This is a genomic window from Acidimicrobiales bacterium (assembly GCA_040219085.1).
Classification (GTDB): domain Bacteria; phylum Actinomycetota; class Acidimicrobiia; order Acidimicrobiales; family JAVJTC01; genus JAVJTC01.
Genome location: JAVJTC010000028.1, coordinates 1 through 24,896 on the forward strand (window position 1 = coordinate 1; position 24,896 = coordinate 24,896).

The 24,896-nt window shown below is 65.5% G+C and carries 22 protein-coding genes; 21 read left to right on the plus strand and 1 reads right to left on the minus strand.

The window, feature by feature from the left end:
- The 14 genes from RIE08_11665 to RIE08_11730 all read left to right on the plus strand — a co-directional run.
- On the plus strand, window positions 1-289 hold a 289-nt coding region (locus tag RIE08_11665; GenBank protein ID MEQ8718255.1), incomplete at its 5' end, for an IS30 family transposase.
- A 352-nt stretch (window positions 290-641) separates the two neighbouring features.
- Window positions 642-1,472 (plus strand): IclR family transcriptional regulator, encoded by an 831-nt coding sequence (locus RIE08_11670; protein MEQ8718256.1) that lies wholly within the window; start codon window positions 642-644, stop codon window positions 1,470-1,472.
- A 389-nt stretch (window positions 1,473-1,861) separates the two neighbouring features.
- Window positions 1,862-3,217 carry an aspartate aminotransferase family protein gene (locus RIE08_11675; protein MEQ8718257.1) on the plus strand — a complete coding sequence of 452 codons (1,356 nt, stop codon included), beginning with the start codon at window positions 1,862-1,864 and terminating at the stop codon, window positions 3,215-3,217.
- Window positions 3,214-4,209, plus strand: coding sequence for an LLM class flavin-dependent oxidoreductase (locus RIE08_11680; protein ID MEQ8718258.1), 996 nt, complete (start codon window positions 3,214-3,216; stop codon window positions 4,207-4,209). Before RIE08_11675 ends, RIE08_11680 begins: the two co-directional genes overlap by 4 nt.
- Window positions 4,206-6,329, plus strand: a complete 2,124-nt coding sequence (locus RIE08_11685) for an NAD(P)-binding protein (protein MEQ8718259.1) — start codon at window positions 4,206-4,208, stop codon at window positions 6,327-6,329. The genes RIE08_11680 and RIE08_11685 overlap by 4 nt, the downstream gene beginning before the upstream one ends.
- Window positions 6,326-6,871: an FAD binding domain-containing protein gene (locus RIE08_11690; GenBank protein MEQ8718260.1), complete on the plus strand. Its 546-nt coding sequence runs from the start codon at window positions 6,326-6,328 to the stop codon at window positions 6,869-6,871. Before RIE08_11685 ends, RIE08_11690 begins: the two co-directional genes overlap by 4 nt.
- Window positions 6,868-8,916, plus strand: coding sequence for a hydantoinase/oxoprolinase family protein (locus tag RIE08_11695; GenBank protein ID MEQ8718261.1), 2,049 nt, complete (start codon window positions 6,868-6,870; stop codon window positions 8,914-8,916). The genes RIE08_11690 and RIE08_11695 overlap by 4 nt, the downstream gene beginning before the upstream one ends.
- Entirely contained in the window at window positions 8,913-10,682 is a 1,770-nt protein-coding gene (locus tag RIE08_11700; protein MEQ8718262.1) for a hydantoinase B/oxoprolinase family protein, read from the plus strand. Before RIE08_11695 ends, RIE08_11700 begins: the two co-directional genes overlap by 4 nt.
- Window positions 10,679-11,647, plus strand: a complete 969-nt coding sequence (locus RIE08_11705) for a thiamine pyrophosphate-dependent enzyme (GenBank protein ID MEQ8718263.1) — start codon at window positions 10,679-10,681, stop codon at window positions 11,645-11,647. Before RIE08_11700 ends, RIE08_11705 begins: the two co-directional genes overlap by 4 nt.
- Window positions 11,644-12,642, plus strand: a complete 999-nt coding sequence (locus RIE08_11710; protein ID MEQ8718264.1) for a transketolase C-terminal domain-containing protein — start codon at window positions 11,644-11,646, stop codon at window positions 12,640-12,642. The genes RIE08_11705 and RIE08_11710 overlap by 4 nt, the downstream gene beginning before the upstream one ends.
- A gap of 14 nt (window positions 12,643-12,656) precedes the next feature.
- Entirely contained in the window at window positions 12,657-13,802 is a 1,146-nt protein-coding gene (locus RIE08_11715) for a dihydrolipoamide acetyltransferase family protein (GenBank protein MEQ8718265.1), read from the plus strand.
- Window positions 13,799-14,533 carry an SDR family oxidoreductase gene (locus RIE08_11720; GenBank protein MEQ8718266.1) on the plus strand — a complete coding sequence of 245 codons (735 nt, stop codon included), beginning with the start codon at window positions 13,799-13,801 and terminating at the stop codon, window positions 14,531-14,533. Before RIE08_11715 ends, RIE08_11720 begins: the two co-directional genes overlap by 4 nt.
- Window positions 14,530-15,279: an SDR family oxidoreductase gene (locus tag RIE08_11725; protein ID MEQ8718267.1), complete on the plus strand. Its 750-nt coding sequence runs from the start codon at window positions 14,530-14,532 to the stop codon at window positions 15,277-15,279. The genes RIE08_11720 and RIE08_11725 overlap by 4 nt, the downstream gene beginning before the upstream one ends.
- Before the next feature lie 26 nt (window positions 15,280-15,305).
- A complete protein-coding gene (locus RIE08_11730) occupies window positions 15,306-16,211 on the plus strand; it encodes an alpha/beta fold hydrolase (protein ID MEQ8718268.1) in 906 nt (301 codons plus the stop codon).
- Window positions 16,212-16,481: 270 nt separating this feature from the next.
- On the opposite strand, the gene RIE08_11735 is transcribed toward RIE08_11730, so the two are convergent.
- Window positions 16,482-16,889 carry a TIGR03668 family PPOX class F420-dependent oxidoreductase gene (locus RIE08_11735; GenBank protein MEQ8718269.1) on the minus strand — a complete coding sequence of 136 codons (408 nt, stop codon included), beginning with the start codon at window positions 16,887-16,889 and terminating at the stop codon, window positions 16,482-16,484.
- A gap of 203 nt (window positions 16,890-17,092) precedes the next feature.
- On the opposite strand from RIE08_11735, the gene RIE08_11740 reads away from it, so the two are divergent.
- From RIE08_11740 to RIE08_11770, 7 genes are all read left to right on the plus strand, one after another.
- Window positions 17,093-18,244, plus strand: coding sequence for a substrate-binding domain-containing protein (locus tag RIE08_11740; protein MEQ8718270.1), 1,152 nt, complete (start codon window positions 17,093-17,095; stop codon window positions 18,242-18,244).
- Window positions 18,245-18,411: 167 nt separating this feature from the next.
- Window positions 18,412-18,750: an EthD domain-containing protein gene (locus RIE08_11745; protein ID MEQ8718271.1), complete on the plus strand. Its 339-nt coding sequence runs from the start codon at window positions 18,412-18,414 to the stop codon at window positions 18,748-18,750.
- Entirely contained in the window at window positions 18,750-19,595 is an 846-nt protein-coding gene (locus tag RIE08_11750) for an LLM class F420-dependent oxidoreductase (GenBank protein ID MEQ8718272.1), read from the plus strand. Before RIE08_11745 ends, RIE08_11750 begins: the two co-directional genes overlap by 1 nt.
- Window positions 19,596-19,725: 130 nt before the next feature.
- The gene (locus RIE08_11755; GenBank protein ID MEQ8718273.1) at window positions 19,726-22,281 is read left to right on the plus strand and encodes an ATP-binding cassette domain-containing protein; all 2,556 of its coding nucleotides are present in this window, start codon (window positions 19,726-19,728) and stop codon (window positions 22,279-22,281) included.
- A gap of 2 nt (window positions 22,282-22,283) precedes the next feature.
- Window positions 22,284-23,324: an ABC transporter permease gene (locus RIE08_11760; GenBank protein ID MEQ8718274.1), complete on the plus strand. Its 1,041-nt coding sequence runs from the start codon at window positions 22,284-22,286 to the stop codon at window positions 23,322-23,324.
- Window positions 23,321-23,725, plus strand: a complete 405-nt coding sequence (locus RIE08_11765) for a cupin domain-containing protein (protein MEQ8718275.1) — start codon at window positions 23,321-23,323, stop codon at window positions 23,723-23,725. The genes RIE08_11760 and RIE08_11765 overlap by 4 nt, the downstream gene beginning before the upstream one ends.
- A 23-nt stretch (window positions 23,726-23,748) precedes the next feature.
- Complete coding sequence (locus tag RIE08_11770; GenBank protein ID MEQ8718276.1) at window positions 23,749-24,885, plus strand: acyl-CoA dehydrogenase family protein; 1,137 nt, start codon at window positions 23,749-23,751, stop codon at window positions 24,883-24,885.
- The last annotated feature ends 11 nt before the right edge of the window (window positions 24,886-24,896 follow it).

Genomic DNA, 24,896 nt, shown 5'->3' on the forward strand with positions numbered 1-24,896 from the left:
GTCGTTGACCTGGGATCGCGGCAAAGAGATGGGCCAGCACGTCGAGTTCAGCATCGACACCGGCATGGCCGTCTACTTCTGTGACCCCCACGCCCCATGGCAGCGCGGCACCAACGAGAACACCAACGGCCTCATCCGCCAGTACCTCCCAAAGGGCACTGACCTCAGCCGGCACGACCAGGCCCGGCTCGACGAGATCGCCGCAGAGCTCAACGGCCGCCCTCGACAGACCCTCGGCTGGATTACACCATCCGAAGCGTTCGCCCAAGCTGTTGCGACGACCGCGTGAGACCGCCCCCGGTTCTGTGGACAGGGGTTTCTGTGTGATCAGGCCGCCTCTTTGGGCAAACGACTCCCCACCCGGTGGGGCTGGTGCGGGCTCGGCTTGCCGTCGATGGTCCTCTTACCCCGCCGCCTGCCTGTTCCAAGACGCGCTGTCCCTGCGAGCAAGTGTGTATCGCTGAGCACTACGTCGATTCGGATTCTGATACGTTAATAGCCAGTTTCACCCGGTGGCACGAGGCTGGACTATCGCCGCGGCCCGCCGAGAAATCGGCCGCCGTGGTCGACGTTGCCTACGACACTACGGAACTACTGTTCAGCCAATGGAACGGCGAGAACCGGCGACAGCCAGGAGGGACATGGCGACCGGTGCAGAGGCCGTCGGAGCAGACCCACGCTACTACGTGGAGACCGTTGGAAAGGCCGCACATCTCCTGTTGACGGTTGCCGACCTGCGTCGCCCGGTCACACTCGCCCAGCTTGTATCGGAGCTGCGCTGGAACAAGGCGGCCGTCTATCGGCTGGTGCGCACCCTGGACGCTCTGGGGTTCCTTCGGCTCACGGCTGACGGATACATACCTGGCCCAACCCTCATCACTCTCGGTCAGGCTGCCTTAGAGGCGACCAATCTGCCACAAGTTGCGCGACCCCATCTGGAGGCGTTGGCAGCCGACCTCAACGAGACCGTCGTCGTCACGGTCCTCGATGGTGCCGAGATCGTGTATGTCGACCGGATCGAGGCTGAGGCGATACTGATGACGCGATCGAGTGTCGGGTCTCGACTCCCGGCGTACTGCACATGCTCCGGGCAGGTCCAGCTGGCCGGTCTTGCCGACCACGAGGTCATCCGGCTCGTTGCCGATGGCCCGTTCGAGAAGCGGGCCCCGAATACGCTGACCACTCTCGATGCCCTCCTGGAGAGAGTCGCAGACATCCGCTCCCAGGGCTATGCGATAAACGACGAAGAGCTGGCGATCGGTCACCGCTCGCTCGCAGTACCCGTCTTCGACTACACCGGACATGTCGCGGGAGCGTTGAGTATGTCCGTTCCGGCAGCGCGCGTATCGGCGGACCGCATCCTCGAGTGTCGCGGCCGCCTGCGCGATGCGGCGGCACAAGTCAGTCATGGACTGGGTGCCCCGCACTCGGCGACACTGGCGTCCTCTTCGTCCGCTGTCATCAACTCGTAGACTCCTGTCCTGGAGCGAGCGGACGCTGCTCTGGGCGAAGTCCCGAGCGGCGCGTCCTGGAAGACCCGGCGCAAACGCAACGTCGTTCGCATCCATGGAGTTCGTGGGTGGCCGGGTCCGTCTCTGCTGACTCTCTGCGAATGAGTGGGGGGCGCGAGTTCCGATGGGTTGGTGATGGCCGGTCGGGCCAGGTAATTCCGGCGGCATGCAGCAGCACCTGGAGGCGCTAGTGCTCGGATATTCGGAAGTCGTGGCCACAGCGTTTGACCTTCTTGACGCGGACGGACGGTCGGTCGCGTCGGGGATTCAGCCCTTGAAATGGCGGTGCACATCGTTGTACCGTTCATTGGTACTCCGTATCGACTATCGAACCGAAGGGGCGGGCCTCGATGGGAGATCCCGCTTCAGGATCTGTGACTTCGTTCAATAGCGACTACACGGCAGCGACCCCTACCTCTCTCCGAATCTGGCAGGAAGCAAGGGCCATCTTTCCTGGGGGCGTCTCAGGCCAGGCGAAGGTAGTCGCGCCGTATCCGGTATTCGTTGCATCGGCGTCAGGCGCGACGCTCACGGACGTCGACGGCCGCACGTATGTCGATTTGCTGATGGGCGCGGGTCCTCTGCTCATCGGACACTCTCACCCGGCCGTTGTGTCCGCCGTCCAACAACAAGTAGGCGTGATGGCGAACCCGATGATGCCCGTGAGGGAGTCGTTGGAGTACGCCAGGCGGCTACGAGAGCACATGCCGTATCTCGAGAAGCTGAGGTTCACGAACACCGGCTCGGAGGCCACCCGGTCTGCGATCCGGGTGGCACGCGCCGTGACTGGGCGTCACAAGATCGCGAAGTTCGAGGGAAACTACCACGGCTCTGACGATTGGGCTCTGGTCTCTGCTCACACCCCAACACCGAAGGGGCCGCCGCTACGACCCGATCCTGTGGCCGATTACGCCGGCATGTCACCTGCCGTCCTTGACGAGGTGGTGGTGCTTCCGTACAACGCGCCGGAGGCAGCAGCGGCGATCATCGATGAGGTCGGTCACGAGCTCGCCGCGGTCATCATGGAGCCCGTCGCCTTCTCGAGTGGTGGGTCGGTGCCTGCCACGCCGGCGTTCGCGCGGACCGTGCGCGACGCGGTCCACCGGAACGGGGCTCTCCTCATTTTCGACGAGGTGCTGTGCGCGCTGCGCCTCGGCCTTGCGGGTGCGCCGGGCTACCTCGGGGTCGTTCCGGACCTCGCCACGGCGGGCAAGGCGATTGGCGGCGGCCTCCCTCTGGCTCTGTTCGGCGGTAGGGCAGAGCTCATGGAAGCGACGCTCGGAGCAGACGCCGGTGACCGTCGTGTCTTCCAGTCCGGCACCTTCACGGAGAACCCTCTGTCGATTGCCGCCGGCGCAGCAACACTCACAGTGCTCGAAACGACGGACGCACTTGAGCGCGCGGACTCATCCGGCGAGATGCTCAGGTCGGGGTTGCGGGCGATCGTTGCCGATCGGGGGATCGAGTCGACGGTGACCGGTGTCGGGTCGATCGCGCAGATCCACTTCGGAGTGACCGCCGTGTCGAATCGCCGCGACGTCCTGGCCGGCGAACCCGAGATGACCCGGAGCGTCCTGCTGGGGATGATGGCCGGCGGTGTCCTGTGGCCACCGTTCCATCCCGCGATCACCTCCTCGGCCCATGAGGAGTCTCACATCGATCGCGTTCTGTCGACCATGGACGACGTCCTCCGCACGCTCGCATGAGGCTCGGCCTGTGGCTCCCGACGTTCGGCTCCGACTCTGTGGGCGGCGCGAACCACACCGTCGGGTCACTCGCTTCGCGCGCGGAGGACGCAGGATTCGACTCCTTGTGGGTCATCGATCACCTCCTGCCCAGCGGAGCTGAAGTCCACACCGGCGCGTGGCTCGACCCGGTGGTGGCGCTCGCGGCGGCCGCGGCAGTTACGGAGCGACTCGAACTGGGAACGGCGTCGCTGGTGGCAGGACCGCGTCACCCGGTGATGCTCGCCAAGCAGATCGCAAGCCTCGCGGTCCTTGCCGGCCCGCGCCTGACAGTGGGACTGAGCTCGGGCTGGATGGCTTCGGAATACGAGATCTTCGGCTTCGAGCTGCGGGAACGGGGTCCGCGCACCGACGAGGTGGCTGAATCGCTCCGACGCCTGCTTGAGGGTCCGGCGAGCTCCGTCGGGCCCTTCTATCCCTTCGACGAGATAACCATCGCGCCACGACCGGGATGGCGCGTCCCCATCGTCGTCGCGGGCGGCGGCCGGGTCCCGGACTCGGGGTCGTCGAACGATCTCCCGCAGATGGCCGATCCCGTTCTTCGCCGGATCTGCCGGTTTGACGGCTGGCTCGCACCCTGCGCAGGAGACGAGGCTCTGACGCTGCAGGAACTCGCGATCGTGAACCGAGCCGTCGGGGATCGCCCCTTCCGGCGCCTTCACGTTCAGTGGACTCACGTCGTCGACACCGCGGATCGTGACGAGGCTCTCGCTGCTCAGCTCCCCCTCGTGAGGAGGGTGATGGGCCATGAGCGCCCGACGGAGAACCTCGTGGCGTCATATCTCCTCGGTTCGGTGGATGACATCTGCGCACGAATGGAGCGGATCGCCGCAGCAGGATTTGACGATCTCATCGTAGGACCGGTCTCGAACGATCCCGAACAGGTCGACCTCATCGCCGAGGTGGCGAGGTCAGCGGGTGCCGGAGGGGCCCCTGCGGGTCATGTCGGGTGAGAGACCACCGCTACGACATCTTGTTCGAACCGATTCGCATCGGGCCGAAGGTCCTCCGGAATCGATTCGTGCAGGTGCCGCACTGCTCGCATTTCGGGGTCGACCTACCGGGTAGCCAGGCTGGCCTCCGCGCCATGAAGGCCGAGGGTGGCTGGGCGATGGTCAACACCGAGTACTGCTCCATCCACCCGGAATCGGACGACTATCCGCGCAACTTCGCGCGGCTCTGGGATGACGACGACGTCGCCAATCTCAGCGTGATGACGGCCGAAGTGCACCGCCACGGTGCTCTCGCAGGCGTGGAGCTGTGGTTCGGAGCAGCGCACGCAGGGAACTACGAGACCCGCGTCCCCCCGCGGGGCGTCTCCCAGCTCAACTCCGACGACTTCCACAATCAGTCGTGTTACGCGATGAGCGTCAGCGAGATCCACGAGCTCCAGGACTTCTATGTTTCGGCCGCGCGGAGAGCCGTTTCCGCCGGGTTCGACGTCATCAACGTCTACGCCGGCCACTTCCACACGATCACGCTTCAGTTCCTCGCCCAGTTCTACAACAAGCGAACCGACGACTACGGCGGCTCGTTCGAGAACAGGGTCCGGTTCCTCGAGGAAACGCTCCAGAAGATCCGGGCCGAGGTGGGTGACGCCTGTGCTGTCGGGTCGAGGTTCAACATCGACAGTCTCCGGGGGGACGACGGCATCGAGGTCCACGGCGACGGGCTGCGCGTCGTCGAGTACCTCGACGACCACGTGGACTTCTGGGACCTCCACGTAGGGAGCATCACGAACTGGGAGGACGACAGTGGTCCCAGTCGCATCCACCAGGAGAACTGGACAGCGCCGTGGGTGGGTCACGCTCGATCTGTCAGCAAGAAGCCGATCATCGCGGTCGGGCGGTTCGTGAGTCCCGACGTGATGGTCGATGTCATCACGTCAGGAGTGGCGGATGTCATCGGCTGCGCCCGCCCGTCCATCGCTGATCCCTTCCTGCCGCTGAAGATCGAGGAAGGCCGCTTCGACGACATCTGCGAGTGCATCGGCTGCAACATCTGCATCGCAACGGTGTGGGGCGTCGGATCGCGCCTGAAGTGCACTCAGAATGCGACGGTCGGGGAGGAATTCCGGCGCGGGTGGCACCCCGAACGGTTCACCATGGCTTCAAACGCCCACCGTCGCGTGCTGGTCGTTGGCGCAGGGCCGGCCGGACTGGAATGCGCGCGCGTCCTGGGCGAGCGAGACATGGCCGGCGTCCACCTGGTCGAAGCGGGGCCCGACGTCGGGGGGGCCATGGGGTGGATCCCCAACCTGCCCGGCCTGGGCGAGTGGCGACGCTTCGTCGGTTGGAGAGAGAGCCAGATCACAAAGCTCGCGAACGTGGAGATCGTCACCGGCTGCCGGCTCGACGTTTCTGGCGTCCTCGATTACGGCGCCGAGATCGTCGTCGTCGCAACCGGATCGACCTGGTCCAGAGACGGGTTGAATCCCGTGACCCACGATCCGATTCCTGGGGTGGACGCCTCGGCCCCCCACGTTCTGACGCCCGAACAGGTCATGGTGGATGACAAGCCTATCCCCGGCGAGGCGGTTGTCGTGTACGACACCGACGGGTACTTCATCGGACCGTCTCTTGCCGAGCGTCTCGCGATCGCCGGTCATCGAGTCCGGCTCGTGTCCCCGCACGCCGAGCCGGGCGGCTTCCTCCACTTCACTGGGGAGTTCGGCCACGTTCACCGGCGGCTCTACGAGCTCGGCGCCGAGATCGTCGGCAACCACACACTTTCGGCTGTCCACCCGGGCGGGGTAGTGGCTTCGCACCACTACAGAGACGAGCGAGTTGAGTGGGCCGCCGACGCCGTCGTGCTCGTCACACAGCGCGTCTCCCGCGACGCGCTCTATCACTCGCTGGTCGCAAACGCCACCGGCCTCGCCGACGCCGGGATCGTCGCCGTCCATCGAATCGGCGACTGCGTCGTTCCGGGCCTGGTTGCCGACGCTACCTTCGCCGGTCACCGACTTGCCCGGGAGATCGACGGGGAGGATCCGACGAAACACCAGCCGTTCATCCGCGAGCGCGTCGTCATGTCACCGTCGACCTACGCTCAGGCGAGCCGATCGCGATGAAGCTCGGCCGCAGCGATCCCCGCTACCCCAGGCCGACCTCCATCGGCGCGGCGGCCGAGATCCTCGCCGAGGACGGCGCGTATCCCCTCGCAGGCGGAACGGATTTCGTGGTTCTCCACCAGGACGGCCTCGTCTCGCCGAAGAGCATCGTCGACCTCAAGCACGTGCCCGAACTGCGGAACCTCGTGAGAACGCCCCGCAGCCTGTCCATTGCATCCGGTTGGGCCGCCCGCGGCAAACCGGTCGACCCGGCTCTCGAGCAGATCGTCAGCGACGCCACCGGCCGGACCGTCAACGACAGCCTCGTCGACTACCGGATGCCGACCGCTGCTGACATTCCCGACGAGGTCGAGATACTCGCCATCGAAGACTTCCCGTCTCCTGTCGGCCCGTTCGGCGCGAAGGGCACCGGTGAGGCGCCGGTGATCCTTCCGGGCGCGACCCTGGCATCAGCGGCTAGCGATGCGACAGGACTTCGGCTTGTCGAGCCCCCGATGTCCTCGGACCGGATCGTCGCGCGTCTCTGGGAGGGTGTGGCGTGAAGCGCATCGGTATCGACGTCGGCGGCACCTTCACCGACGTCGTCGTTCTCGACGAGGAGTCGGGTGCGACGTCGTGGTTCAAAGCCCCGACGGACTACGGCCAGCCGAGCGACGGGATCATGCACGCGTTCGAGGAGTCGGGGGTGCCGGCAGGGGATGTCTCACACGTCAAAGTGGGGACGACTCTCGGCTTGAATGCGATTCTGACACGCGGCGGCGCACGCACCGGGCTGCTCACCACTCGTGGGTTTCGCGATGTGCTCGAGATCCGACGCACCCATCGAAAGAAGCTCTTCGACCTCTACGAAACCGTTCCCGAGCCCCTGGTACCTCGGGATCTGCGACTGGAGATTGACGAGCGCGTCTCCTCGGACGGGGGTGTCGTGACGCCACTCGACGAGGACGGCGTGCGGCGGGCGTGGGCGGAGCTACGGGACAAGGGCGTCACGGCGCTGGCGATTGCGTACCTGTTCTCGTTCGAGAACCCGGACCACGAGATGCGGACCAAGGAGATCGTGCTCGAAGAGGGTGGTGCCGACGTCGTGTTCACTTCGACGGAGGTGCTGCCGGTCTTCCGCGAGTATGAACGGACCTCGACGACGGTCATCGCCGCGTATGTCGCCCCAGCAGTACGTGGTTACGTCTCGGAGCTCGCTGCTCGCCTCGGCGCAGAAGGCCTGCGAGCTGGACGGCTGTCCGTGATGACCAACTCTGGGGGCGCCATGAGCGCGGACGCAGCAGCGGAGGCCCCGGTGCCCACGCTGCTCTCAGGACCGGCCGGAGGTGTGGCTGCAGCTCGTTGGCTCGGAGAGCGCGTGGGCATCCAGAACCTGCTCACATTGGACATGGGCGGGACCAGCTGCGACGTGTCAGGAGTCGTCGACGGAGTGCCTGACGAGCGACTCGACATGGAGATCGGTGGGCTCGACGTCGCGTATCCGACATTCGACATCCACACGATCGGAGCCGGCGGCGGCTCGGTGGCGTGGATCGACTCGGGCGGCGCTCTCCGCATCGGTCCCGAATCTGCCGGCGGCGTTCCGGGCCCGGCGTGCTACGGACGCGGCGGTGCACGACCCACGGTCACCGACGCCAATCTCGTGTTGGGGCGCTACGACGTCGCGTATCCCCTCGGGGGCTCACTGCAACTCGACCTCGAAGCGGCCAAGGTGGCGATCGACACCGACATCGCTGCGCCGCTCGGCCTGAGCATGGAGGAAGCTGCCGCCGGGATCGTGAGGCTGGTCAACGCTCACATGGCCAACGCCGTGCGCACGATCTCGGTGGAACGCGGCCGTGATGCCCGCCAGTTCGCGCTGGCGGCGTTCGGAGGCGGAGGACCCGTCCACGCCGTCGACATCGCTCGCGAGCTGCAGATCCCGACAGTTCTCGTCCCGCCCTTCCCGGGTTGCACGTCTGCGTTCGGTGCCGCGTTGTCGGTGACACGGCGGGACCTGTTGCGTTCAGTCGGCCGTCCCGTCGACGAGCTCGTCGTGGATGAGCTCGCAGTGATGATCGCCGACCTCACTGCGGAGCTCGGCGAGACGCTCGCCGGTGAAGGATACGAAGCCGACCGGGTCAGCGTCGAAGTCTGGTTGAACTTCCACTACACCGGCCAGGCCCACGATCTCGCCATCCGCTTGGACGGCGTCGACCTCACGCCCGAAACGCTCGCAGCGGCAGCCGAGGAGTTCCACCGGCTCCATGACCGGCTCTATGGGCACTCGTTCGACGAGATCCCGATCGAGCTGGTGACGGTCCGGGTCACCGGATTCGGAGCACCGGACGACCCGACCATGTGGTGGGATTGGAGAGCGTCCAGTGGGCCGGAGCGACACGAGTCACGCGGCGTCTACTTCGAGTCCATCGGCGACTTCGTGGAGACCGAAGTGTGCCTGCGAGCCGAACTCGGCCTCGGTAGCCAGACGACGGGCCCGGTCGTCGTCCAATCCGTCGACTCGACCGTTCTCGTCCCACCCGGGTGGAGGGCGACCGCGCATGAGACCGGCACCTTGATCGTCGAGCGAGACGAGGAACAGCAATGACCCTGAGCGAAGGAAGCGACCTGATCACGCTTCAGGTGATCAGTTATGCGCTCGCCGCGGCGTCGCGGGAAATGGGAGTCACCCTCCGCAAGACGTCGTGTTCCCCGATCTTCAACGAGGGGAACGACTACTCGTGCGCGGTGTTCGACTGGAAGGGAGAGATCGTCTCCCATGGAGAGTTCCTGCCGATCCATCTCGGGTCTCTCTCGTTCTCGGTCGACGCGGTGACCGACGCGTTTCCCCTCGACGAGCTCGCTGCCGGCGACATGGTCATCATGAACGATCCCTACCTCGGGGGAACACACCTCAACGACGTGACGCTGGTCGCCCCCATCTTCGTCGACGACGAGCTCGTGGGCTGGGCGGCGAACAGGGCGCATCACCTTGACGTCGGGGGCACGGTCCCCGGCAGCTTCTTCTCGGCCGCCACGGAGAACTACCAGGAGGGCATTCGGATCAGCCCTCTGAAGCTGGTCGACAGAGGAGTCCTCGATCGCCGGCTCGTGGACCTCGTTCTCGGCAACTGCCGGCTACCTGCACAGATGCGAGTCGATCTGCAGAGCCAGATCTCCGCGAATCGCACCGCGATCTCGAGGGTGCAGGATCTCGCTGATCGGCACGGGTCGCAGACCGTGCGAGCAGCCATGACGATGGCCCTCGATCATTCGGAGCAGAGGATGCGCGCCTCCCTGAGCGCGTTGCCCGACGGCGAGTACCACGCGTCGGACTACGTCGACAACGACGGGATCACCGACGTCCCTCGCGAAGTCCGCGTGACCGTCCGCATCAGCGGCGACGAGGTCGAGGTCGACTTCACAGGGAGCTCGCCACAGGTCGCCGGGCCCCTGAACTCCGTCCTCGGCTACACCTACTCCGGCGTCTACATGGTGTTCCAAGCCGCCACCGACCCCGACATCGAACCGAACGCAGGGTGCTATCGGCCGATCACGATCATCGCTCCCAAGGGCAGCATCGTGAATCCCGTCTTCCCCGCGGCGTGCACGGGCGGGAACGAGACGACCTGCATCGTCCACAACGCCGTCTTTCGCGCTCTCGCTCAGGTTCAGGGAACTCGCACGATGGCGTGCGACCACGGCTCGTCGAACAACATGATCGTTAGCGGCACGGACCCCCGAACCGGCGAACGATACGTAGTCTACGAGTATCCCGAGGGGGGATGGGGAGGGAACTGCGACCGCGACGGGCTCTCGGCGATCTGGTCCATCGTCGGAAACACCTGGAACGTCCCCGTCGAAGTCGTCGAACGCCGCTTCCCTGTTCGTGTCGAGAGGTATGAGCTGCGTACGGACAGCGGTGGCGTCGGGCTGCATCGCGGTGGACTCGGTATACGGCGAGAACACAGGCTTCTCGGCCACGACGCCAAGGTGTCGATCGTGGCCAACCGCGTACGCGTTCCGCCATGGGGGCTCGAAGGTGGCGGACCCGGGGCCCGTGCCGGCTTCGTGATACAGCACGGTGGCGAAGCTCGCGACGCCGCTCCGGAGTTCGGATCGAAAGCGACCGACGTCGATCTGCGCGACGGAGAAGTCATCTCCCAGCTAACCGCCGGGGGCGGGGGTTGGGGCGAGGCGTCGCAACGTGATCCCCGGCTCGTCGAACGCGACGTCCGGCTCGGCTACGTGTCCCCAGAGGCCGCTCTCGTCGACTACTGCGTCGTCTTGTCGGAGGACGGCTCTGTCGACGAGCCGGCGACGGCATCACTTCGTGAAGCCCGCATGAGCCGAAGCAACGGAGCACTCGCGTGAGCAGTTCGAAGTCCACCGAGATCGACGAAGCGACGGCGTGCGAGCTCTACGAGACCATGGCGCTCATCCGCCGGTTCGAGGAGCTCGCCTATCGTGCCTACGAGGAGGGAGACGTCGAAGGGACCGTGCACGTCTCCATCGGTCAAGAAGCCGTCGCCGCTGGGGTCATCAGCGCGCTGGAGCCCACAGACAAGGTGATCAGCCACCACCGGGGCCATGGGCATGCGCTCGCCCGAGGCGTCGATCCCGGACGGCTTATGGCCGAGTTGTGCGCCCGCTCGACCGGCGTCTCCGGAGGCAAGGGAGGGTCCATGCACGCAACCGACGTCGCCTCGGGCTTCCTCGGCACGATGGCCGTCGTCGGCAGCGCCGTACCCCTGGCCACCGGCGTGGCGCTGGCCTCCAAGACCCGGGGAACGGGTGACGTGTGCGTCGCCTTCTTCGGTGACGGAGCCATCAACCAGGGCGTGGTGTACGAATCCATGAACCTCGCGGCTCTGTGGGGTCTCCCCGTCCTCTACGTCTGCGAGAACAACAGCTACGCGATCACCACGTCGGCATCGGCGTCGACGGCCGGCCCCGGCCTGGTCGCCCGCTCGACGTCGTTCGGGCTCGTCGCGGAAGCGGTCGACGGGCAGGACGCCATCGCAGTGCGCGCCGCCACGGCACGACTGCTTGCCGGGGCCCGCGAGGGAGAACCAGCGCTCCTCGAGTGCATGACCTACCGGTTCATGGGACACTCCCGAGGCGACCCGCCACACGGCCTCTACCGGTCGAAGGACGAGGTCGAGACCTGGCGCGAGCGCGATCCCCTGAGCGAGCTCGCGCGGCGCGCTCGTCTCAGCGAGAACCGATGCGACGAGATCCGCCGACGCGTCGACGAGGTCGCGGTGTCGGCACTCGAGTACGCCCGCGCCTCTGAGCCCCCCCGTGAAGACGCGCTGTACGAGGACGTCTGGGGATGACCATCGAGAGCGAGTCCGCAGCGGAGATGACCTTCGCGGAGGCGATCTGTGAAGCCCAGCGCGACGCCATGGCCATCGACGAGTCGATCATCCTGCTCGGCCAGGACATCGAGTCCGGCTTTCCCTTCGGCGCGACTCGGGGCCTTGCGCAGGACTTCGGGACCGACCGGGTGATGAACACCCCGATCTCGGAAGCCGCGACGATGGGATGCGCTGTCGGAGCCGCGATGTCGGGGCTCCGCCCAGTCGTCGAAGTCGATTTCGCCGGCTTCTTGTATCTGGGCCTGGATCAGCTCCTGAACAACGCGGCCAAGATCCGCTACATGTCGGCAGGCCAGATGAGGGTCCCCCTCGTCGTCCGCGTCGGTCAGGGTCCACTGGGGTCCTTCGCAGCTCAGCACTCCCAGTCACTCCACGCTGCCCTGGCGGCCTGTCCAGGGATCGCGGTGCTCGCGCCGTCCGATGCCCAATCCGCGTACGAGTGCATGCGGTGGGCGCTGACTCAGGGCGACCCCGTCGTCGTCTGCGAAGACCTCCGCCTGTATCGCGTGAAGGCACACGTCACCCGTTCCGACGCCTCCGGCGTCGGGGCACGGCGGGTTCGTCACGGCGAGGACGCGACCGTGCTCTGTTACGGAGCGGGCACCCAGATCGCACTTCAGGCGGCGGAGCAGCTCTCGGAAGGAGGCATCTCCGTCGACGTCCTCGACCTGGTGAGTCTTTCCCCGCTCGACATCGAGGCGATCGCCGACACATGCCGTCGGACCGGTCGGATCGTGTGCCTCGCCGACGACGGCCTCGACTTCGGGGTCGCTCCGACGCTCGCGACGACAGCGACCACGGAGGCCTGGGACGTTCTGCGTTCGCCTGTGCTTCAGGTCGGAGCCAGGAGCATTCCGGTTCCTTATGCGAAGGCCCTCGAGGAGCTCGTCTATCCGTCGGTGGAATCGGTCGTGACAGCTGTTCGAGCCTGTCTCGATTGGAGCTGCGACTAGTGCACGAGGTCCGAATGCCCAAGCTCTCGCTCGGCGACGACACAGAGATGCGCGTCGTCAGATGGGTCGCCTCGGTGGGTGACACCGTGACCGAAGGCCAGCCGCTGCTCGAAGTGGAGACCGACAAGACCACGCTCGAGGTCGAGGCGCCGGCCTCGGGGGTACTCCTGCGAGTGCTGGCCACCGCGGAGGAGATCGTAACCCACGGCTCGATCATCGGGCTGGTCGGTGACCCCGACGAGATCGATGACGCGGGGACTCCTGCGGAGTCGAACAGCCGCCCAGCCGGAGCGCACGCGACCCTCGCGTCCGGCGCTGGCGATCTCGAAAGCGCCGCCGGCCGCTCGGCGGAGGCCGTTGCAGCGACGGAACCGGAGTCGGCTCCGCCCGAGCGCGTCGCCGTGAGACACGGCGCACTCGGTGGGCTGCCATCCCGACGCCTCTCCCGGAGGAGAGACCTGGTAGGGAGGCGCGACATCCGCGCGTCATCCCCAGCCGCAGACCTCAGCGTGGTGGGAGGCGCGTACGAGGTCGTCGAGGCGACAGCTCACCGCAGGGCCGTGGCGCGGGCGATGGAGAGATCCTCACGGGTTCCCCAGTTCCCGGTGTTCCGCGACTTCGACGTGACCGGCCTCAGGCGGCAGCTCGAATCCCGACGAGAAACGGTCCCCGAGGCGACCCTCACCGATGTCATCTTGACGGTCGTTGCACACAGCCTGAGACGTCACCCCTCGTTCAACTCGTGGTACGACGAAGGACGTTGGACGCGGTTCGCCGACATCAACATCGCTCTCGCAGTCGACGGTCCCCACGGCGTGGTCGCTCCCACCATCCGGCGAGTCGACACGCTGGACCCCGGTGAGCTCACCGCCCGGCGGGCTGATCTTGTCAGTCGTTCCCAGTCGGGTGAGCTGAAACCGGACGACCTCGTCGGTGCCACGTTCACGGTCTCCAATATCGGTCCGCTCGGTGCCAACGCGTTGGCGCCGTTGCTGACTCCTCCCCAGGTCGCGGTACTTGGGGTCGGCAGGCTGCGCCCCGTCGGAACGTCGGCCCTGATGACGATGACACTCGTCTCCGACCACCGCTGCCTGGATGGAGCCGACGCCGCACGATTCCTGTCCTCTGTCGCCGAGCAGTGCGCGGACATCCCTCGGTGAGGGATCCGTCGCTGCACGAGCGCGTGATCGTGGTCACCGGAAGCAGCCGGGGTATCGGCACCGGGATCGGGACTGCGATCATCGACGCCGACGGCGCAGTCGTGGGTGTCTCCCGAAGTGGCGACGCGCTACCGGCTGCGGCAGCGGATCGGTTCCGATCGGTGGCTGTGGACATCACCCTGCGAGAAGCGCCTGAGTTGGCGTTCGAACGGGCCATCGAGGAGTTCGGGCGTGTCGACGGACTCGTCAACAACGCGGGCCTCCACCGGTCGGCCCACTGTTGGGAGCAAAGCGACGACGACTTCGATGACATGTACGACGTCAACGTCACCGCTCCGTTCCGCTTCTCGCAGTACTTCGCCCGGCGTTGGATCGACAGCGGGACTCCCGGAGTCATCGTCAACATCTGCTCGGTCGAGTCCGAGGTTGGCTGGAAGGATCCGCCCCAGGCCGTCTACGCGTCGACAAAGGGTGCGCTGCTCGGCCTCACGCGGGTTCTCGGCTACGACCTCGCCGCTCACGGCATCCGCGCCGTGGCGGTCGGACCCGGAGCGATCGACACGGGCATGGCAGCCGCCAACAAGGCCGAGACCGAGGCACGCATCCCGCTCGGAAACCGCTACGGCACTCCTTCTGACATCGGGTCGGCGACCGTGTTCCTGCTGTCGGACGCCGCGCGGTACGTCACCGGGGAGATCCTCTATGTCGACGGCGGGTATCGGCTCCCGTGACCTCCGTCGTGCAACAGGACGACAGGTTCGCCGGTCGGCGGGTGATCGTCACCGGGGCGGCATCGGGAATCGGCGCGTCGGCTGTGGGGCGCTTCGCTGCCGAGGGAGCAGCTGTCGTCGCCGTCGACCGTGATCCGGCTCGGCTCGAAGGGCGCCACGGTGACACCGCTGGCGTCACGACTTTCGTCGCGGACGTGCGCGACGACGTCCTGCTGGAGTTGATCGCGGGAGGCCCGCCCCCCGACGTGCTGGTCAACGCCGCCGGCGTGTTGAGAAGAGAACCGTTCGTGACCCACAGCCTCGCGGCCTGGGACGAGACCCTCGCGGTCAACGTCCGTTCCGTCTTCCGCACCAGCCGGACATTCAGTGCCCGTCACATCGGCGAGAACACTCCCGGCTCGATCGTCAACGTCTGCTCGATTGAGTCCTTCACCGCCGCACCGGATCACGCCGCGTACACGGTCTCGAAATCCGCCGTGGCGATGCTGACGAGGGCGTTCGCCCTGGAGCTCGCGGATCACGACATCCGGGTCAACGGGATCGCCCCGGGCGTGACTGCGACGGCGATGAACGAGGCCCTACGCGAGGACGCTGAGCGCGCGTCGAGGCTGCGACGGTCCATTCCGATGGGTCGGTTCGCCGAGGCCGCCGAGCAGGCTGCCGCCATTGCGTTCCTCGCGTCCGATGAGGCCTCGTACATCACCGGCGCCATCCTTCCCGTGGATGGCGGTTGGCTCACGGCGTGACCGAAGCGACGAAAAGGAGCGACCCAATGCATGAGTCTGCGTCATTCCAGAGCCACGGTGACACCGTGGAGGGACTCTGGTTCCGGCCCGAGGGCCCCGGCCCTCATCCGACGGTCGTCATGGCGGGCGGGTGGTGCTACGTGAAGGAGCTCGTCCAGCCGCGGTACGCGCAGGCGTTCGCCAGGGCCGGTGTTGCGGCGTTGATCTTCGACTATCGCCGTCTGGGTGCCAGTGGGGGGACTCCCCGTCAGCACCTCGACCCGTGGGCACAGATCGAGGACTACCGCAACGCGATCTCGTACGTGGAGACCCGTGACGACGCCGACCCCGACCGCATCGCCGTCTGGGGGATCTCCTACAGCGGTGGTCACGTTCTCGTCGTCGGCGGCCTCGACCCCCGGGTCAAATGCCTGATCTCCATCGTGCCCGTCATCGACGGCTACGAGACCATGCGCCGCGCTCACGGGACGATGGGATTTCGGAGGCTCAGGGCTGCGGTCCTGGAGGATCGTCGCACCCGGTTCCTGACCGGCGAGTACGGCTACATGAAGCATTCGTCCGAGGCGCCTGAGACCGAGCTGTGCACCTGGCCCTTCCCGGCGAGTCCGCCCTTGTTCCAGCATCTCAAGGAGACCGAGGCTCCGGCCTACGAGAACCGAAACACCATCGAATCGGCAGAGCGACTGATGGAGTACGACGTCAGACCCTACGTCTCCCGCCTCGTCGACACGCCGACACTCCTGGTCCTGGCGGACAACGACGACTTCACTTTCTCGGACCTCGAAACCACGGCGTTCAACGCGATTCCCACGCCTGACAAGCGGCTGGTGACCCTCGACGGGACGAGTCACCACGAGATCTACCGGGATCCGGCGAAGACCAAGGTCGCCGCGGACACGTGCATCGAGTGGTTCGACGCCCACCTGAGGTGAGTGCGTCCCGAGCTGACACTCCCGTGCGGTCCGAGTGGGCACGTCCCGGCCGCCGAGTCAGCTGTGGTCGATAGCGTACGTCGACACGAAGCCGCGGCGGACAGCGAGGCCGTCGGGGCCGAGGCCGCTGATCGGGCCCTTCGACCTCACGATGGACTCGATACCCGCATTCCGAAGGTCGGGGACCGATACGACGCCATCGGCACTGACCTGGAAGCGACATCAATGATCGCCCACCGTGCAGCTTCCGAATCTTGCGAGAGGGGTGGATTACGGCCATCCGGTCCAGCGGGAGATCTGCACCACAATCAGTTGGTTTCGAAACGAGGCCGAGTCGTATTGTGGATACTTGGTGACGAGCAATTCGATCACAGGTCCTCGGTGTCGTGAAGTCTGCGCGACAGCGGCGGTGCCGTCGAGTCGGATCCACCACAACTCCCGCCAATCCTCATCGTAATGGTCGACCAACACCGTGACTGTCGGCTGTTGCTCGATGTTCCTAAGGCGCTTGAGCGTGCGGTTCGACTTGGGTTTCACATGGTCGACCGGCGAGAACAGCGTCTCGCCGACGATCACGAAGCAGCACGGAACGATGTGGGGCCGGTTCTTGGAGTCGACAGTACCGAGTTTCGCGATTCTGGCATCGTTAGCCCGGCGCCTCATGACGTTGGCTTTCATCTAGGCCATGATTCTAAGTCTGGCCGCCAACCGCAACTGGGGACGAATCCAGGGCACCATGCGTCTTTCGCCGAAAAGAAGCATGCGCCCTGACGAGCGCTCGCTGGGTCAGGCCACTCGACACTCAAGAGCTGCCAATTGACACGAACGGTCGTTTGTTCGTACACTCCGATGGCTAGCCGTACCTGGGGAAGGGGACCTTTGTGAGTGAGATCCGAAAAGGCGTGTTGTTCCGCCGGCTGCAAGCACTGTTGGCCGTCCTATTGGTCACTGCGCTCATCGCCGGGGCTTGTGGTGACGACGACGATGACACCTCGTCGGCTGATGACGGCTCCGCGTCGAGTGATGACGGCTCGACCGATGGTGGCCCGCTGCCTACCTCGGAGCTCTGCGGGACCGAGCCGATCCGACTCGCCCACATCGATGGTTTCGGCGGCAACGCGTGGCGTCAGATCACCCATGCCGAACTCCTGGACGAGATCTCCGACTGCGACAACATCGAGGTCAGCTACGCCGAGGCCGGTGGCGACCTGCAGGCCTACTCGGCGGCGATCAACTCCTTCGTCGCCCAGGGCTACGACGTGATCGTGACCTACGACGACTTCGGCAACCAGGCTCTGGGGTCACTGCGGGACGCCTTCGAGGCCGGTGTGGTCGTGGTGCCCTACACATCCGACCCCAATGGCGTGGTCGGTGAGGACTACTCGGACTTCATCACGATGGACTACGCGGCTATTGCCGAGGATTGGGCGGCCTGGATGGCCGACGTCGCCGGTGACGACGCGGAGCTCATCTTCGTCGGGGGCATCCCCGGCAACCCGTCGAGCCTCGCGGCGAAGGGAAACTTCGAGGCCGCCGTCGAGTCGCTCGGTGTCGGTCTCGAGTTCCTCAACGAGGAGCCGATCGACACCAACTGGAACATGGCCGACGCTCAGCAGGCACTCGCCGGTGCCATCACCCAGTATACAGACTTCGAAGGTTGGGTGAGTGACTACGGCGTCGTGTCTGTCGGTGGTATCCGCGCCATGGAGAATGCCGGGCGCTCGATTCCGCCGCTCGCGACCTACGCGACGTCCAACGAGCTCGGGTGCGTGTGGTACGAGCTCAGCGAGGACAATCCTGACTTCGAGCTGTTCGCCGTCGACGGGACGACCCGGGTCGTGCGCCTCGCCGTCCGCAAGGCGCTGGCCGCCCTGAACGGCCTCCCGGACACCGACGTGGAGGTCTTCGTGCTCGAGCCGTTCATGGACACGGTCAACGGCATCGACCCGCCGTGTGAGCCCGACCTTCCGCCCGACGCGGACCTCTCGTCAGGTCTGAGCCCCGAGCAGCTCGCCGCTGTGTTCGAGAGCTAATTCTGCGAGCACCGACGGTGGTCGCACAGCGACCCACCGTCGCTGATATACGGGTGGGGGTCCGGGTTGGTCCGGACGCCCACCCGATAAGAATGAAGAGAAGGGAAGAGAGCGGACCAGAGGCCCGGTCTCATGGACCAAAGATCCGTCGAAGGAGCTCGATTTCGGTGACTATTCGAACCATTGCAATCCTCGGCCGCAAGCCCGGCATGTCCTTTGAGGAGTTCTGCCGCTACTGGAAGGAGACCCACGCACCGTTGGCGGCACAGGTGCCGGGCGTCACGCGCTACGTGCAGCGTTACGTCGTGCCCGAAGCCGACGAACCCGATAACGAGTTCGGTGTCGACGGGTTCGCCGTGCTTGACTACGAGAGCATCGAGGCCATGGAGGCGGGCTGGGCGAGCGAGGCGGGTCAGCGTGCGCTCGATGACGTGCCGAACTTCCTCGGTAAGCACTCCGTCGTCGTGTTAGACGACTATGTGGTGGTCGACAAGGAGAGCGACTGATGGATCTCGGAGTCGTCTATTTCTGCACCGACCAGACGATCTCTCCCACTCGTCTCGCGACCGAGGTCGAACAGAGGGGCTTCGAGAGCCTCTTTATGACCGACCATTCTCATATTCCCACTTCGCGGGTCACTCCCTATCCCGAGGTCTACGGAGGCGGTGAGCTCCCGGAGTTCTACAAGCGGACACTCGAGCTCTTCGTAACCCTGGCGGCAATGGCTGCCGTTACGGAGCGGATCAGGCTCGGTGCGGGCGTCGCACTCGTCGGTCAGCGCGACGCCTTGTACACCGCCAAGGCGATCGCGTCGCTCGACCACATCTCGAACGGTCGCGTGATCGCCGGGGTCGGTTTCGGCTGGAACCAGGACGAAGCGGAGCACCACGGCGTCGACTGGGGTCACCGATTCACGACGGTGAAGCAAAAGGTCCTCGCGATGAAGGCGCTGTGGCAACAAGAGGTCGCATCGGCCGACGGGGACTTCGTGCAGTTCTCTGACTCTTGGGCGTGGCCGAAGCCGATCCAGTCACCGCACCCTCCCATCTACGTGGGAGGAGCGGGACCGACGACGATGCGCCACACGATCGAGTGGGGTGACACATGGTACGTCGTTCCCTCGGCGGCCGACGTCACGCTCGAGAAGGCTATTCCCAGGCTCCGAAGGATGGCGGAGGAGCATGGACGAGACCCCGACACGGTCGGTGTGGCGGTCGCCTCAGGTCCGCCAGATCCAGCCGTGCTTGCAAAATACGAGGAGCAGGGCGTCGAAAGGGTCGCTCTGTGGCTCGATCCGGCCGACGAGGCTTCGACTCTCCGGGGCCTTGACGAGCTCGCCAAGTTGCTGTGATGCAGGTCCGCGGGGGTTCGGACAACGACTCTTCGTCGTCCGAACCTGTCGCCGGTCGCCTCCCATACGGCGCCGAGGACTGCCTTCAAACCGCGTCCGATAGCCAGCGGGGCGCGCAGGCAACAAACTGATGTGCTCTGAACTGTTCGAACGGCTGGCAGATGCTGCGAATCTCGAGGACCGCCATGCGGAGAACGCTAGGCGGTCCTCGGGAGAGGATGTCCTCGAGGCTGTTTCTGTCTCCAAGCGCTACCCGGGAGTCCAGGCGCTCAGCGATGTAAGCTTGACTGTCCGACGCGGTGAGGTCCACGGGCTCGTTGGCGAGAACGGTGCAGGCAAGTCGACGCTCGTCGGGATTGCCTCTGGAGCGGTTGCCCCCGAGGAGGGGGAGATCTGGATCAACGGGGCACGGGCCCCGTTGGGTGATCCCGACTGGGCTCGGGAGCACGGCCTCGCGATCGTGTACCAAGAGCCAGCCTTGCTTCCGGACCTGACCGTCGCAGAGAACGTCCGTCTCGGGATGCCCGACGATCACCGCCCACCGGTGTCCGACCAACTTGCCTACGCCAGCCAGGTTCTTGAGAGCTGGAGCGGCATTGCACAGATCGACCCGCGTGCCTACGTGCGGGACCTCGCTCCCCTCGAACGATTCATCGTGGAGATCGCACGCGCTGTCGCGGAGGTGCCGACCGTACTCATCCTCGACGAGCCAACTGAGCACCTGCCTGCGGCGGGTGTCGAGGAGCTATTCCTTCTGATCGGCGAGGTATGCAATCGGGGTGGCTCGGTCGTCTACATCTCCCACCGGATCCGGGAGGTCAAGGCGGTCGCGGATCGTGTATCCGTCCTTCGCGATGGCGAGCTCGTCACCACCGGGGAGGCGTCGGAGCTGTCGGAGTCCGACATCGTTGACCTCATCGTCGGCCGCCGGCTCGAGGCGAGGTTCCCCTCGAAGGCATCGACCGACGACCTGGGCCCGGTCCGGCTCCGCACAGAGGGCTTGTCGGGCCAGGGATTCTCCGACATCGACCTCGAGGTCCGGGCGGGTGAGATCGTGGGTCTAGCCGGAATCGAGGGCCAAGGCCAGCGTGAGCTCCTGCGTGCTCTCGCCGGCCTGCAGCGGTCCGTGGGAACAGTCCATGTGGATGGAAAGGGCGTTCGACTCCGAACGTCGACTGCCGCCGTTCGTCACGGAATTGTTTACCTCGCGCACGACCGCCACCGGGAAGGCGTACTCCCCAATCTCGGGGTTCGGGAGAATGCTGCTGCAGGCGGTCTCTCGCAGTGGGCCACCGCCGGATTCATGGTCCCGCGACGCGAGCGACCGGCGGTCCGGGCGCAGCTCGAAGAGGTCAAGGTCAAGACACCGTCGCTCGAGACAGCGATCGACGATCTGTCAGGCGGAAACCAACAGAAGGTGATGTTCAGTCGCGCGCTGCTGAACGGCAGTGCAGTTTTCCTCGCCGACGAACCCACCCAGGGCGTAGACGTTGGTGCCAGAGCGGACCTCTACGAGATGTTGCGGACGGCGGCTGCCGAGGGTATGGCCGTAATCGTGGTCTCCGCCGACTCGGCCGAACTCGAAGGGCTTTGCGACCGCGTGCTCGTAGTGTCCCGTGGCCAGATCGCCGGCCAGCTGACCGGCGACGACGTCGTGGAGCGCTCGATCACCGAGGCTGCGCTCACGGCAACAACAGTCCGCAAGGACCGGGAACTGGCGGGGGCATTCCGTCAGCACTGGTTCATGCGACTGTTGCGAAGCGACTTCGCTCCGTCGTTCGCGCTCATACCCGCTCTCATCGTACTCGGGATCATCGCCACGAACGACAGCGAGTTCTACCTCACGCAGCAGAACTTCTCTCTTACGCTACCCCTCGCGGCGACCCTGGCGCTGTTTGCGATGGGCCAACAGCTTGTCATGATGACCGGGGCTATCGATCTCTCGATCGGGCCGCTCGCCGGCCTGCAGGTTGTCATCGCGTCGTTCATGCTTGATTCGGGCGTGTCGACGGCCGGATGGGTCGGCGCGATCCTTGTCTTGCTCGGTGTCGCCGTACTGGTCGCGTCGGTTAACTGGTTGCTGACGGACCTCGTGCGGATCAACCCGCTTATCGCCACCTTGGTCACCTTCGGGGCCCTCCAGGGCGTTTCCCTGCTCCTGCGGCCGACACCGGGTGGGAGCATCACTGACGGACTCACCGACGCGATGAAGTCCGAGGTCTGGTTCATCCCGGCGGCGCTGATCGCAGCGGTGGTGCTCGCGATCGGTTTGGAACTCGCCCTCTACCGCACGATGTGGGGAATGCACGTTCGCGGCGCAGGATCGGATCGAATCGTGGCCGCAAAGGTTGGAATCTCGCCGTCCGCCATGTTGTTCCTCACGTTCCTTGGCGCAGCCCTATTCGCGACACTCGCTTCGTTCATGTTGATGGCACAGGTACGAGGCGGGAATGCCTCAGTCGGGAATGGTTTCACGCTGTCAAGCGTTGGGGCCGTGGTGCTCGGCGGGGCCAGCATCCACGGCGGACGGGGGTCCCTCCTCGGAGCGCTGATGGGGGCGCTGCTCATCACCCAGATCAACACCGTCGTGCAGTTCCTCGGCTGGGGTCGCGAGTGGCAGCTGTACCTCCTCGGAGGTCTCACCATCGCCGCCGCCGCCTCCTACTCGCTCCTAAGGAGTCGTTGACGGTGTTGGCGACACAACGCCTGCAGCGCGTACGGCTGGTCGCTACGCCGATCGTCTTGTCGACGATCGGGCTGTTCATCCTGAGCTGGATCATTGAGCCGAAGAGCGTCCAGGGCACTGCCATCGATTCGATGCTGCCGTTCGCCGGGATTCTCGCCATCGCCGCAGTCGGGCAGACGCTCGTCGTCATGACGCGAGGCATCGACCTATCGGTCGCGGGGCAGATGACAATGGCCGCCCTCATCGTAAGCAAGTACTCGTCAGACCATGGCGGCAACCTCGTCGCGGCAATGCTGATCGTGATCGTCGTCGCCATCGTGATCGGGTTCGCGAATGGTGTCGCCGTGGCGATCCTGCGGGTAAGCCCACTGGTCGCAACGTTCGCAATGAACACCATTCTCGCAGGTGTTGCCCTGAGCTACACGGGAGGGACGCCGGAACGCGCACCGGATGGTCTGGCCGACTTCGCCCTCAGGAAGACGTTCGGTGTGTCCAACTCGGCCCTTCTCGCGCTTCTCATCGTCCTCGTAGCCGGCATCCTCGGCGTGCAGACGGTCTGGGGTCGGCAGCTACAAGCCGTAGGTGCCAGCGAGCGCGCGTCGATTGCGTCGGGCATACCGGCGACCTGGATCAAGATCACCAGCTACATGGCGGCATCCCTGTGCTTCGCAGGTGCCGGCATCGTGCTCGCCGGATTCATCGCATCGCCGACCGTGACCTCGGGAAACCGCTATCTCCTGCCGTCGATTGCCGCTGTGGTCATCGGCGGCACGTCGTTCGCGGGCGGAAAGGGACGCGTGATCGGCACCGCGGTGGGTGCCGTGTTCCTCAGCCAGCTATCGCAGCTCGTGTTGTCGGTGGGGCTCCCCACCTCGTCACAGCTCCTTATCGAGGCCGGGGTTCTCGCCGTTGCGATTGGCGCACAGACGATCGGATCACGAGAACGGAAGGAACAGTTGCGCCGTGGGTTCGAAAGAGCGGTCGATGTCGCCCGCGGCAACAGATCTGTCAGAACAGCGGACGAAAGGATTTCGCCATCATGACTGCGCACACCCCTGGCCTCGAGGACTACGAGGCCTCCATCGGAGAGCTCGCGGGCCGGTATGTCGATGTCGACGACCTCGCCTGGCAACCGACGCCCGTCAAGGGCGTCGATATGAAGGTCCTGCTCCGCGACCCCGACACCGGCCTCCTGACAGCGCTGTTCCGTTGGGAACCAGACACGAAGCTCGATCTTCACGAGCACATCGAGATCGAGCAGTCCTTCGTCTTGTCCGGCTCGCTCACCGACGAGGAAGGCACCGTCACTGCCGGCAACTTCGTGTGGCGCCCCAAGGGGAACCGGCATTCTCCCTGGACCGACGACGGAGTCCTGCTCATCGCCTTCTTCTTGAAGCCCAATCGCTTTCTCGAAGGAGCCGCCGCTGGTCAGGAGCTGGCCTGAGCGATGCCGCTCAGAGCCTCGCTGTGACAGACATCGACCTCCTGCGTTCGACGGTCAGTGGGCTCACTGCGTCGTATGGACCCGCGTACTTCGCGCGGAAGACGGCGGCGGGTGAGTCCGCACAGGAGCTCTGGGATGACCTCGCCCAGTCCGGGTTCGTGGGGGTCAACGTTCCCGTCGAGTTCGGCGGCGGGGGTATGGGGCTCACCGAGCTCGCGATCGTGGCCGAGGAGACAGCAGCCGCCGGCTGTCCGCTGATGATGCTGGTCGTGTCGCCCGGTCTGTGCGTCCCGCTGATCACGACCCTGGGAACGGAGGCCCAGAAGCAGCGATGGCTCCCTTCGTTGGCCGAGGGAGCGAAAATGGCCTTCGCTGTGACCGAAGCGGATGCAGGCTCGAACACCCACAACGTCAAGCTGCGTGCCGAGCGACGCGGGAGCACGTGGGTTCTGTCGGGGTCGAAGACGTACATCTCAGGCGTCGACGAGGCCGCGAACCTCATGGTCGTGGCCCGTACGGGCACACACGAGAGGTCAGGACGCGCGCGCCTCTCTATGTTCATCGTCCCCTCCGGCTCTCCAGGGATCGAGCTCCAGCCGATTCCGACCGCAGTCCGGGCGGCCGAGCGGCAATTCTCGGTCTTTCTCGACGAGGTCGAGGTGGCCGATGACCACCTCCTCGGCGACGAGGGGGACGGGCTCCGCCAGTTGTTCGGAGGACTCAATCCGGAACGGGTCATGTCTGGCGCCGTCTGTATCGGTCTGAGCCGCTTCTGCCTCACCAAGGCGGTCGACTATGCCCGGGACCGCCATGTCTGGGACGTCCCCATCGGAGCACATCAGGCGGTGGCTCACCCCCTTGCCGAGGCGAAGATCGAGTGTGACGTCGCAAAGATCGCGCTGTACGAGGCGGCACGGGCCCATGACACCGGTCGTGACGTGGGGGAGCTCGCGAACATGGCCAAGTACGTGTGCGCGAAGTCGGCTCGGTCGGCGTTCGACTCGGCTGTACAGACCCACGGCGGCAACGGACTGGCGATCGAGTACGGCCTCGCAGATCTCTGGGGGCTAGTGCGTCTCTACGAAATTGCTCCCGTCAGTCGCGAAATGATCCTGAACCACATAGCCCAACACACGTTGGGCCTCCCGAAGTCCTATTGACAGGTCACGTG

Excerpts from the sequence above, each read along its gene's own strand:
- RIE08_11750 (MEQ8718272.1), top strand. The coding sequence starts at position 18,750 with ATGGATCTCGGAGTCGTCTATTTCTGCACCGACCAGACGATCTCTCCC.
- RIE08_11700 (MEQ8718262.1), top strand. The coding sequence starts at position 8,913 with ATGACCCTGAGCGAAGGAAGCGACCTGATCACGCTTCAGGTGATCAGT.
- RIE08_11755 (MEQ8718273.1), top strand. The coding sequence starts at position 19,726 with ATGTGCTCTGAACTGTTCGAACGGCTGGCAGATGCTGCGAATCTCGAG.
- RIE08_11730 (MEQ8718268.1), top strand. The coding sequence starts at position 15,306 with ATGCATGAGTCTGCGTCATTCCAGAGCCACGGTGACACCGTGGAGGGA.
- RIE08_11690 (MEQ8718260.1), top strand. The coding sequence starts at position 6,326 with ATGAAGCTCGGCCGCAGCGATCCCCGCTACCCCAGGCCGACCTCCATC.
- RIE08_11680 (MEQ8718258.1), top strand. The coding sequence starts at position 3,214 with ATGAGGCTCGGCCTGTGGCTCCCGACGTTCGGCTCCGACTCTGTGGGC.
- RIE08_11715 (MEQ8718265.1), top strand. The coding sequence starts at position 12,657 with ATGCCCAAGCTCTCGCTCGGCGACGACACAGAGATGCGCGTCGTCAGA.
- RIE08_11670 (MEQ8718256.1), top strand. The coding sequence starts at position 642 with ATGGCGACCGGTGCAGAGGCCGTCGGAGCAGACCCACGCTACTACGTG.
- RIE08_11735 (MEQ8718269.1), bottom strand. The coding sequence starts at position 16,889 with ATGAAAGCCAACGTCATGAGGCGCCGGGCTAACGATGCCAGAATCGCG.
- RIE08_11765 (MEQ8718275.1), top strand. The coding sequence starts at position 23,321 with ATGACTGCGCACACCCCTGGCCTCGAGGACTACGAGGCCTCCATCGGA.
- RIE08_11710 (MEQ8718264.1), top strand. The coding sequence starts at position 11,644 with ATGACCATCGAGAGCGAGTCCGCAGCGGAGATGACCTTCGCGGAGGCG.
- RIE08_11675 (MEQ8718257.1), top strand. The coding sequence starts at position 1,862 with ATGGGAGATCCCGCTTCAGGATCTGTGACTTCGTTCAATAGCGACTAC.